The 10,175-nt window shown below is 71.4% G+C and carries 10 protein-coding genes and 1 riboswitch; of the genes, 6 read left to right on the forward strand and 4 right to left on the reverse strand.

The annotated features are described in order from the left end of the window. Nucleotides 1–287 precede the first annotated feature (287 nt). A complete protein-coding gene (locus ABD308_RS17915; RefSeq protein WP_344335567.1) occupies nucleotides 288–551 on the reverse strand; it encodes a hypothetical protein in 264 nt (87 codons plus the stop codon). Nucleotides 552–751: 200 nt separating this feature from the next. Here ABD308_RS17915 and ABD308_RS17920 point away from each other — a divergent pair, with 200 nt between their 5' ends. Both ABD308_RS17920 and ABD308_RS17925 read left to right on the forward strand, forming a co-directional pair. Then, entirely contained in the window at nucleotides 752–1,612 is an 861-nt protein-coding gene (locus ABD308_RS17920; protein ID WP_344335570.1) for a rhomboid family intramembrane serine protease, read from the forward strand. Further along, entirely contained in the window at nucleotides 1,609–1,890 is a 282-nt protein-coding gene (locus ABD308_RS17925; RefSeq protein ID WP_344335573.1) for an Lrp/AsnC ligand binding domain-containing protein, read from the forward strand. The genes ABD308_RS17920 and ABD308_RS17925 overlap by 4 nt, the downstream gene beginning before the upstream one ends. A gap of 18 nt (nucleotides 1,891–1,908) precedes the next feature. Here the strand turns inward: ABD308_RS17925 and ABD308_RS17930 are convergent, their stop codons facing one another. The 3 genes from ABD308_RS17930 to ABD308_RS17940 form a co-directional block, all read right to left on the reverse strand. Further along, nucleotides 1,909–3,273: an aminotransferase class V-fold PLP-dependent enzyme gene (locus ABD308_RS17930; RefSeq protein WP_344335575.1), complete on the reverse strand. Its 1,365-nt coding sequence runs from the start codon at nucleotides 3,271–3,273 to the stop codon at nucleotides 1,909–1,911. 51 nt (nucleotides 3,274–3,324) lie between these two features. Continuing rightward, nucleotides 3,325–3,442: riboswitch (SAM riboswitch) on the reverse strand. 107 nt (nucleotides 3,443–3,549) lie between these two features. Further along, the gene (gene trpD, locus ABD308_RS17935) at nucleotides 3,550–4,626 is read right to left on the reverse strand and encodes an anthranilate phosphoribosyltransferase (RefSeq protein WP_344335578.1); all 1,077 of its coding nucleotides are present in this window, start codon (nucleotides 4,624–4,626) and stop codon (nucleotides 3,550–3,552) included. Between the two features lie 153 nt (nucleotides 4,627–4,779). Next, nucleotides 4,780–5,205 carry a hypothetical protein gene (locus tag ABD308_RS17940; protein WP_344335580.1) on the reverse strand — a complete coding sequence of 142 codons (426 nt, stop codon included), beginning with the start codon at nucleotides 5,203–5,205 and terminating at the stop codon, nucleotides 4,780–4,782. 391 nt (nucleotides 5,206–5,596) lie between these two features. Between ABD308_RS17940 and ctaE the strand changes: the two genes are divergently transcribed. The 4 genes from ctaE to qcrB all read left to right on the forward strand — a co-directional run bounded on the left by ctaE (nucleotide 5,597) and on the right by qcrB (nucleotide 9,939). Further along, a complete protein-coding gene (gene ctaE, locus ABD308_RS17945; protein ID WP_344335583.1) occupies nucleotides 5,597–6,217 on the forward strand; it encodes an aa3-type cytochrome oxidase subunit III in 621 nt (206 codons plus the stop codon). A gap of 187 nt (nucleotides 6,218–6,404) precedes the next feature. Further along, the gene (qcrC, locus tag ABD308_RS17950; protein ID WP_344335584.1) at nucleotides 6,405–7,214 is read left to right on the forward strand and encodes a cytochrome bc1 complex diheme cytochrome c subunit; all 810 of its coding nucleotides are present in this window, start codon (nucleotides 6,405–6,407) and stop codon (nucleotides 7,212–7,214) included. Nucleotides 7,215–7,222: 8 nt separating this feature from the next. Further along, entirely contained in the window at nucleotides 7,223–8,281 is a 1,059-nt protein-coding gene (gene qcrA, locus ABD308_RS17955) for a cytochrome bc1 complex Rieske iron-sulfur subunit (RefSeq protein ID WP_344335585.1), read from the forward strand. Further along, nucleotides 8,278–9,939, forward strand: coding sequence for a cytochrome bc1 complex cytochrome b subunit (gene qcrB / locus ABD308_RS17960; protein ID WP_344335588.1), 1,662 nt, complete (start codon nucleotides 8,278–8,280; stop codon nucleotides 9,937–9,939). Before qcrA ends, qcrB begins: the two co-directional genes overlap by 4 nt. Nucleotides 9,940–10,175: the final 236 nt, after the last annotated feature.

Genomic DNA, 10,175 nt, shown 5'->3' on the forward strand with positions numbered 1-10,175 from the left:
GGTTCGTCACCGCCGCCGGACTCCTCGCCGGCGGCCGCCTCGGCCGGGGCACCGGTGCCGGAGGGGGCGGCCCCTGCCGCGTCCGGCGCCTGCGCGTCCACAGCGGGCTGCCGCCCCTGCGGCCCGGCGGGCTCCTTCGCTGCGTCCACCACGTCCTCGGCTCCGATCCTGGTCCAGCGGGGTACGGCCCCCGGCCACCGCCCCCGTCACACTCCGTGCGTTCTCTCTGTATTGTCCCGTGCGGCGACCGGCCACGCCCCGCGCCGCCCGCCGCACGGATCAGGCGGTCAGGCCTGCTCGGGGGCCTCGACGCCGTCGGCCGCGCCCGGGCGGGCCACCAGCTCGACCTGGTCGACCGCGTTGCACCAGCGGCAGCGCACCGACTCGACGGTCTCGCTGAGCACCTGGGTCTCCTCGATCTTGGACTCGCCGGCCAGGTCGAAGTGGAGGAACTCGGTGACCCGGGCGGTCCGGGTCACGTCGAAGCGGGTCAGGTTGCCGCAGAGCGTGCAGCGCCAGCGCGTCTCGGCGGTCAGGGCGGGGACGGTCATCGGGGGTCCTCTCGGGTGGTCCCTGAATGGGCTCAGGCGCTCCCCCCGGAGCCCCGGCGTCGGCGGCGGGAGGCGGGAATGCCCGCCCCAAGCCTATTGCCTGGGGCAACCTTCACGGCCACCGGCCGACCGGCCCCCTCCGTAGCCCACCTGCCGCAACCGCGCGGTGCCCGCTGCCCGCCGGGGGGATGCTGGGGCCCATGGCGATCCCGGCCCTCCCCGCCCCCACCGGCGCGCGCCGCGGCCGGCCGGCCGGCACCGCCCCGGCCGTCTGCTACGCGCTGATCGCGCTCAACACCGCGGTCTTCCTGCTCGGGCCGGCCGCCGGGCTCAACCCGTTCTACGGGCGGGGCCAGAGCCGGGTCTGCGCGGAGCAGCGCTACGAGCAGCGCTGGGGGGCCGTCCCCGCCGAGCTGCTGACCGGGCACCCGCTGACCGCCGACCAGCTCACCGAGGCCCCCGACCCGGTGCCCGGCTGCCCGGCCGCGCCCACCCCGGGCAAGCACCCGGCGCTCTCCGTGCTCAGCGCGCTCTTCCTGCACGGCGGCTGGCTGCACCTGTTCGGCAACCTGCTCTTCCTGCACGTCTTCGGCCCGACCGTGGAGCGGCGGTTGGGGCGCTCCCGGTTCCTCCTCTTCTACCTGGCGTCCGGGGCGCTGACCACCTACGGCTTCGCGCTGGCCGAGGCGCACTCGGCCGACTCGACCCGGGTGCTGATCGGCGCCTCCGGGGCGATCTCGGCCGCCCTCGGCGCCTATCTGCGCTTCCACCCGAGGGCCCGGGTCACCACGCTCGTCCCGCTGATGCTCTTCCTGCCACTGCGCTTCCCGGCCTGGCTGGTGCTGGGCCTCTGGTTCGTCCTGCAGTGGTGGTCGGTGCAGTCGGCGGTGCACTCCGCCGGGCCCGGCGTGGCGTACCTGGTGCACGTGATCGGTTTCGCGGCCGGGTTCCTCTACGCCTGCACCCTCACCAGGCGCCGTCCCCGGCCCACCCGCCCCCGCGACGGTGCCGTCGACGCCCGATACGCTGGCGGCACCTCACAAAGGAGTACGCCACCGTGATCACCGCCATCGTCCTGATCAAGACCAGCGTCGACCGCATCCCGGAGATCGCCGAGGCGATCGCCGCCATCGAGGGCGTCAGCGAGGTCTACTCGGTGACCGGCGGCTACGACCTGGTCGCGATGGTGCGGGTGCGCCGGCACGACGACCTCGCCGAGGTGATCCCCGGCCGGCTCAACAAGATCCCGGGCGTGGCCCACACCGAGACCCAGATCGCCTTCCGCACCTACTCCCAGCACGACCTGGAGGCCGCCTTCTCGATCGGCCTCGACGAGTAGCGCCGCCGAGCGGGCCGCTCAGCCGGCGCGGCGGGTGTCCGCGACGCAGCGGCCGCCCTCGTTGCGGTAGGTCCAGGCCGCGCCGTCCGTGACCAGCTCGCGGACGGCGGTCAGGAACCGGTCCACGTGCTCGTCCGGGGTGCCCGCGCCGAAGCTCACCCGGATCGCGTTCAGGCTGCGCTCACCGGGCAGCGACGGCTCCGGCGCACCGCACTCCGAGGGCGCCGCCTCCTCGTCGCCGAGCAGGGTGCGGACGAGCGGGTGGGCGCAGAACAGGCCGTCCCGGACCCCGATGCCGTACTCGGCGGACAGCGCGGCCGAGAAGTGCGAGCTGTTCCAGCCCCGGACGACGAAGGAGAGCACGCCCACCCGGTCCGAGTCGGCGCCGAACAGGTTCAGCACCCGGACCTCCGGGATCTCCGCCAGCCCGTCCTTGAGCCGCGCGACCAGCGCCCGCTCGCGGGCCTCCAGCGCGTCGAACCCGGCCTCGGTGAGCGCCCGGCAGGCCGAGGCGATCGCGTAGACGCCGATGACGTTGGGCGAGCCGGCCTCGTGCCGGGCCGGGCCGGTGTGCCACTGCACGGCCACCGAGCCGTCGGCTTCCCGGGCCACCGTGCGGGTGGCGCCGCCGCCGGCCAGGTAGGGCTCGGCCGCGTCGAGCCAGTCGGCCCGGCCGGCCAGCACCCCGGCGCCGAACGGCGCGTACAGCTTGTGGCCGGAGAAGGCGATCCAGTCGACGTCCAGCTCGCGCACCGAGACCCGGTGGTGCGGGGCCAGCTGCGCGGCGTCCAGCACCACCCGGGCACCGTGGCGGTGCGCGGTCCGGGTCAGCTCGGCGACCGGCCACAGCTCGCCGGTGACGTTGGAGGCGCCGGTGACACAGAGCAGCTTGGGGCCCTCGGGCGCCCCGGTCAGCGCCTCGTCGAAGGCGGCGACCGCCTCGGCGTGCGAGCGGGGGGCGCGCAGGTAGGTGACGGGCAGGCCGGCGTGCGCCCAGGGCAGCAGCGAGGCGTGGTGCTCGGTCTCGAAGGCGAACACCTGGGTCCCGGCCGGGACGGCGCCGGCCAGCAGGTTGAGCGAGTCGGTGGTGGCGCGGGTGAAGACCACCTGGTCGCCCTCGCGCAGGTCGAGGAACTCGGCGACGGTGCGGCGGCTCTGCTCGAACAGGTCGGTGGAGAGCTGCGACAGGTAGCCGGCGCCGCGGTGCACGCTGCCGTAGTAGGGGGCGTAGGCGGCGACGTCGTCCCAGACCCGCTGGAGCGCCGGGGAGCTGGCGGCGTAGTCGAGCGCCGCGTAGCCGACCTTCTCGCCGTTGGCGAGCGGGACCTGGACGTCGTGGCCGAGGACCGGGAGCGGGGCGCGGAGGGAGGTGGCGAGGGACATGGGGATGCACTCCTGTACGGGTCAGGGACCCCGGGGGTGCGTTCAGTCCGGCGTCCGCGCTTGCCACGCGGACCCATCGCCACGTGACCCGGTCCTCACCCAGGGCACCCCGCCACGGACGGAGGGTTGCCGGACAGCCAGCTGGGGCTTGACGCTGTCGCTCATGACCTGGCGAAGACTCTAGGTCGCGTGCGCCCGACGGTCAAACAGGAGTCCGCATCCCGGACAGCCGAAGGGGCCCGGGGGAGGTCTCTCCCCCGGGCCCCGACTCCCGTGTCACGCCCGGGAGGTGGCCTCCGACCAGTGCTTCAGCAGATCCTGCGCCGCGCCCGAGTCGATGGCCTCCGCGGTGCGCCGCATCGCCGCACCGAGCTGCTCGGCGAGCGGCGCGTCGGTCAGGTCGAGCGCCACCAGCGCGGCCGCCGAGTTCAGCAGCACCGCGTCGCGCACCGGCCCGTGCTCGCCGGCCAGCAGCCGGCGCGCGACCTCCGCGTTGTACGCCGGGTCCCCGCCGCGCAGCGCCTCGATGCCGACCGGCTCGATGCCGACCTCGCGCGGGTCGAAGGAGCTCTCGGTGACGGCGCCGTCGCGAACCACCCAGACCCGCGAGGTGGTGGTGATGGTCAGCTCGTCCAGCCCGTCGTCGCCCCGGAAGACCAGCGCGCTCGCGCCGCGCCGCGCCAGCACCCCGGCGATCAGCCCGGCGAGGCGGGTGTCGAAGCAGCCGATGGCGTGCGCCGTGACCCGGGCCGGGTTGGTGAGCGGGCCGAGGATGTTGAAGGCGGTGGGCACCCCGAGCTCGCTCCGGGCCGGTCCCGCGTGCCGCATCGACGGGTGGAAGGTGGCCGCGAAGCAGAAGGTGAGCCCGACCTCCTCGGCGACCTCGGCCACCCGCTGCGGCCGCAGCTTCAGGCCGATGCCCAGCTTCTCCAGCACGTCCGAGGAGCCGCTGGCCGAGGAGGCGGCCCGGTTGCCGTGCTTGACCACCTTGGCGCCGGCCGCCGCGGCGACGATCGCCGACATGGTGGAGATGTTGACGGTCTTGGCCCGGTCGCCGCCGGTGCCGACGATGTCCACCGCCGGGCCGGGGATGACCAGCGGCTCGGCGTGCGTGTACATCGAGTCGACCAGACCGGAGATCTCGTCGACCGTCTCGCCCTTGGCCCGCAGCGCCACCATGAAGCCGGCGATCTGCACCGGGGAGGCCTCCCCGCTCATGATCCGGTCCATCGCCCACGCGGTGGCCGAGCGGTCGAGGTCCTCCCCCCGCAGCAGCGCCGACAGGAGGTCCGGCCAGGTGCGGACCACCTGCGCGGGCTCGTTACCGCCGTTCGCAGGGTGCACGTTCACCATGACCGACTCCAGCTCTCGCTCCCCGCGGACGGGGAAGGACGTAGGGACGGACTCAGCCTATCGAGCGGCGGGGCGCCGGGGCTCCGCCGTTCACCCTTCTTCTCTTGTACTGAGACGCCGGCGTGAGACAGCGGGCCCCCGGGACCCGGCCCGCTAGCGCGTGGCGGGCGCCCGCTTGGCCAGCCGGGCCCGCAGCAGCGTGACGGCGGCCTCGGCCAGCGCCACCGGGTCCACCGGCTGGGAGATCGCCGCGTCGGCCCGGCTCCAGGCCGCCAGCCAGGAGTCCTGCGGCCGGCCGATCAGCACCAGCAGCGGCGGGCAGCCGTAGATCTCGTCCTTCAACTGCCGGGCCAGCCCGAGCCCGCCGGCCGGCACCGCCTCGCCGTCCAGGACGCAGAGGTCCACCCCGCCCTTCTCCAGCGCCTTGAGCACCGCGGGGGTGGTCGCGCACTCCAGGTAGTCCAGCTCCGGCAGGTCCTCCGCGGGCCTGCGGCCCAGAGCGGTCAGCACCTGCTCGCGGGTGGTGCGGTCGTGGCTGTAGACGAGAACGGTCAAGGTCTCGTCGGTCGTGTACGCCATGGGCCTGCTCCCTCACGTGTGATCCGGACCACGTTCGCCTCTCCCCGGATGCTACTCCCGATCACCGGTCGCCGAGCCCTTCCCGACGGATCCTCCTCGACCCGGCGCGCCCTCGACTGGTCCGGGCGGAGCACGGCGCGTCACCCCGCCCGCACAGACCACCCGTACGGCGGACGGGTGGTCTCTCCCCTTACTACCGGCGGCCCCGAAGGCCCTCCGCGACACGCCGGGAAGGGCCCGGAAGGGGCCTTCGAGCAACCGTCAGAAAAGGGACACGCCGCTGCTCAGCGGGGGTACCGACAGCCTGTCGGGCGCCAGGGGGGCATACCGCACGCACCGGACACTCCGACGGACACCCCCCGGCGTGAAGACGGAATAAGGGACCGACATAATGTCCGTCGTGGCGACAGCAACAGCAGTAGAAACCGGGCACGCGCACGGATCGGTCAACCGGCCGAACATGGTCAGCGTCGGAACGATCGTCTGGCTCAGTTCCGAGTTGATGTTCTTCGCGGCCCTCTTCGCGATGTACTTCACGCTCCGCTCCGTCAAGGGGCCGGAGTTCTGGACCGAGAAGGCGCACGCCCTCAACGTGCCCTTCTCCTCGGTCAACACCACGATCCTGGTGCTCTCCTCGCTCACCTGCCAGCTCGGTGTCTTCGCCGCCGAGCGCGGGGACGTGAAGAAGCTCCGCTCGTGGTTCATCATCACCTTCGTGATGGGCGCGATCTTCATCGGCGGCCAGGTCTTCGAGTACACCGAGCTGGTCAAGAAGGACGGCCTCACGCTGTCCTCCGACCCGTACGGCACGGTGTTCTACCTGACCACCGGCTTCCACGGTCTGCACGTGACGGGTGGTCTGATCGCCTTCCTGCTGGTCCTGGGACGGACGTACGCAGCGAAGCGCTTCACGCACGAGCAGGCCACCGCCGCGATCGTGGTGTCGTACTACTGGCACTTCGTCGACGTCGTGTGGATCGGCCTGTTCGCGACCATCTACCTGATCAAGTAACCAGCTGATCAGGTCGCTGGCCACCGGCCTCGGGTCCCGCCCTCACCGGCGACGGCCCGATTTCGCCGGTGCCGACGCTCCCACCGACCGACCGCGCGCGCAGCCCTAGACAGGCAGCCTCGTGCCGGCCAGACCGGCCGCCGGGTGCACCCACCAGTCGACCAGATCCTGACACCGGGGTTATTCCGTGAAAAAGCTCTCCGCACGACGGCGCCACCCACTGGCGGCGCTGGTCGTCCTACTTCTCGCCCTGGCGGCAACCGGGGGGCTGTACGCCGCGTTCGCGCCCGCCGACAAGGCGCAGGCCGACGTCGCCGCGCAGTCGCTCGCGATCGACGAGGGCAAGAAGCTCTTCGCCGTCGGCTGCTCCTCCTGCCATGGTCTGAACGGCGAAGGCAGCAGCGACGGCCCGACCCTGGTCGGCGTCGGCTCCGCCGCAGTCGACTTCCAGGTGGCCACCGGTCGCATGCCGGCCCAGCAGCCCGGCGCCCAGGTGCCGCGCAAGCCGAACATCTACTCGCAGGCGGAGATCGACCAGCTGGCCGCCTTCGTCGCCTCGCTCGGCCCCGGCCCGGTGACGCCGACCGAGGACCAGGTCACCTCGACCAACCCCGAGGACCTCGCCAAGGGTGGCGAGCTGTTCCGGACCAACTGCGCGCAGTGCCACAACTTCTCCGGCCAGGGCGGTGCCCTGACCCAGGGCAAGTACGCCCCGTCGCTGGAGGGCGTGGAAGCCAAGCACATCTACGAGGCCATGCAGACCGGCCCGCAGAACATGCCGTCGTTCCCGGACAGCATCATGCCCGAGGAGCAGAAGAAGCAGATCGTGGCCTTCGTCCGCCACACCACCAACGATGAGCCCAACCCCGGCGGTCTCACGCTCGGCAGCCTCGGTCCGGTGACCGAGGGCCTGTTCGGCTGGATCTTCGGTCTCGGCGTGCTCATCGCGGTCGCGATCTGGGTCGCCGCCCACACCACCAAGGCCAAGAAGTCATGAGCCACGACATGTCAGAAGAGAAGCTCCCGGAGTCCCACGGCTCCGCCGGGCACCACGAGGTGGCCGCCCACGGCGACCCGTTCGCCGACCCCGGCCTGCCGGCCCACGAGCCGCGCCGCACCGACATCGACGAGCGGGCCGCCAAGCGGGCCGAGCGCCAGGTGTCGCTGATGTTCGTCGTGTCGATGATCGCCACCGTCGCCTTCATCGCCTCGTACGTGGCCATCGACGTGGACAAGATCGTCTACATCTGGCCGCTGGGCCACGTCAGCGCGCTGAACTTCGCGCTCGGCATGACCCTCGGCGTCGCCCTGTTCCTGATCGGCGCGGGCGCGGTCCACTGGGCCCGCACCCTGATGTCGGACCACGAGATCCCGGCCGAGCGCCACCCGATCGAGGCCGACGACGAGGTCCGCGCGGACGTCATCGAGCAGTTCAGGACCGGTGCCGCCGAGTCCGGCTTCGGCCGCCGCAAGATGATCCGCAACACCCTCATCGGTTCGATGGCGCTGGTCCCGCTCTCCGGCGTGGTCCTGCTCCGCGACCTGGGCCCGCTGCCCGAGGACAAGCTGCAGCACACCGGCTGGGACGAGGCCACCGAGGCCAAGCCGCTGCAGCTGATCAACATGAACACCAACCTGCCGATGAAGGCCGAGGACATCATCCAGGGCTCCCTGGTGTTCGCGATGCCCGAGGGTCTCACCACGCACGACGAGGACTTCCAGGTTCGCATCGCGAAGGACGCCCTCATGCTGGTGCGCATCGCGCCGGAGGACATCAAGGACGAGACGTCCAAGGAGAAGGGTTTCGAGGGCATCCTCGCCTACTCCAAGATCTGCACCCACGTCGGCTGCCCGATCAGCCTGTACGAGCAGCAGACCCACCACGCGCTCTGCCCCTGCCACCAGTCGACCTTCGACCTGGCGGACGGCGCGCGCGTCATCTTCGGCCCGGCCGGCCACCCGCTGCCGCAGCTGAAGATCACCACTGACGAGAAGGGCTTCCTGGTCGCCCACGGCGACTTCGACGAAGCCGTCGGCCCGAGCTTCTGGGAGCGTGCTCGATGAGCAGTGCGAGCAGCACCAAATCCGGCGCCGCCAAGCCGGCCAGCACGCGCGCCAAGCCCGCGAACAAGTGGGAGGCCGCGGCCGACTGGACGGACGGCCGGCTGGGGATCTACTCCCTCGCCAAGGCCAACCTGCGGAAGATCTTCCCGGACCACTGGTCCTTCATGCTGGGCGAGATCTGCCTCTACACCTTCATCATCATCATCCTGACCGGTGTCTACCTGACGCTGTTCTTCAAGCCCTCGATGGGCGAGGTCATCTACGACGGCTCGTACGTGCCGCTCAAGGGCCTCCCGATGTCCGAGGCCTACGCCTCGACCGTCGACATCAGCTTCGAGGTGCGCGGCGGTCTGCTGGTCCGCCAGATCCACCACTGGGCCGCCCTGGTCTTCGTCGCGGCGATGTTCGTGCACATGCTGCGCGTCTTCTTCACCGGCGCGTTCCGCAAGCCGCGCGAGATCAACTGGGTCTTCGGCTTCCTGCTGCTGGTCCTCGGCATGTTCGACGGCTTCTTCGGCTACTCGCTGCCCGACGACCTGCTCTCCGGCACCGGCATCCGGTTCATGGAGGGCGCCGTCCTGGCGACCCCGCTGGTCGGCACCTACATCCAGATGTTCCTGTTCGGCGGCGAGTTCCCCGGCCACGACATCGTGCCGCGGTTCTTCACCATCCACGTGCTGCTGATCCCGGGCATCATGCTCGGCCTGCTGGTGGCGCACCTGATCCTGGTCTTCTACCACAAGCACACCCAGTGGGCGGGCCCGGGCAAGACCGAGAAGAACGTCGTCGGCATGCCGCTGATGCCGGTCTACATGGCCAAGGCCGGTGGCTTCTTCTTCCTGGTGTTCGGCATCATCGCCGCCATCTCGGCGATCGCCACCATCAACCCGATCTGGTCGGTCGGCCCGTACCGCGCGGACCAGGTGTCCACGGACGCCCAGCCCGACTGGTACATGGGCTTCTCCGAAGGCCTGATCCGCATCATGCCGGGCTGGGAGATCAGCATGTGGGGCCACACCCTCAACCTGGGTGTGCTGATCCCGCTGATGGTCGTCTTCCCGCTGGTGCTGGTCTCGATCGCCGCCTACCCGTTCATCGAGAGCTGGATCACCGGCGACAAGCGCGAGCACCACATCCTGGACCGTCCGCGCAACGCTCCGGTCCGCACCGCGCTGGGTGCCGCCTGGATCAGCCTCTACCTGATCCTGCTGGCGGCCGGTGGCAACGACCTGTTCGCCACCCACCTGCACCTGTCGATCAACTCCGTCACGTACTTCGTCCGCGTGGGCATGTTCGTGGTGCCGGTGCTCACCTTCATCATCACCAAGCGCTGGTGCCTCGGCCTCCAGCGCCGTGACAAGGAGAAGGTGCTGCACGGCCGCGAGACCGGCGTCATCAAGCGCCTGCCGCACGGCGAGTTCATCGAGGTGCACGCCCAGCTCCCGCAGCAGGACCTGCACAAGCTCACCGCGCACGAGCAGATCCAGCCGTACGAGCTGCCGGCCGAGACCGACGAGAACGGTGTGGCCAGCAAGGCCGGCATCCTCTCCCGGACCCGGGCGAAGCTCTCCCGCGGCTTCTACGGCGAGGGCGCCCAGATCCCCAAGCCGACCGCCGAGGAGCACCACGAGATCACCAGCGGCCACGGCCACCACTGATCCCGTACGCGCCCCCGCGCCACACCCGAGGGCCGCTGACCAGAGTTCTTCTGGTCGGCGGCCCTCGGGCTTTGCCGTACCCGCGTCCCCTCTCCCGCGGTGAACACCGCGAACGTCAGGAGCCCATCGTGCAGCTGTCCGTCGACCCGGCCTCGGCCACTCCCCCGTACGAGCAGATCCGTGCCCAGATCGCCGAGCAGGCCCGCGTCGGCGAGCTGGCCACCGGGCTGCGGCTG

Origin of the sequence: Kitasatospora putterlickiae (assembly GCF_039527695.1) — a bacterium.
GTDB classification, from domain to species: domain Bacteria; phylum Actinomycetota; class Actinomycetes; order Streptomycetales; family Streptomycetaceae; genus Kitasatospora; species Kitasatospora putterlickiae.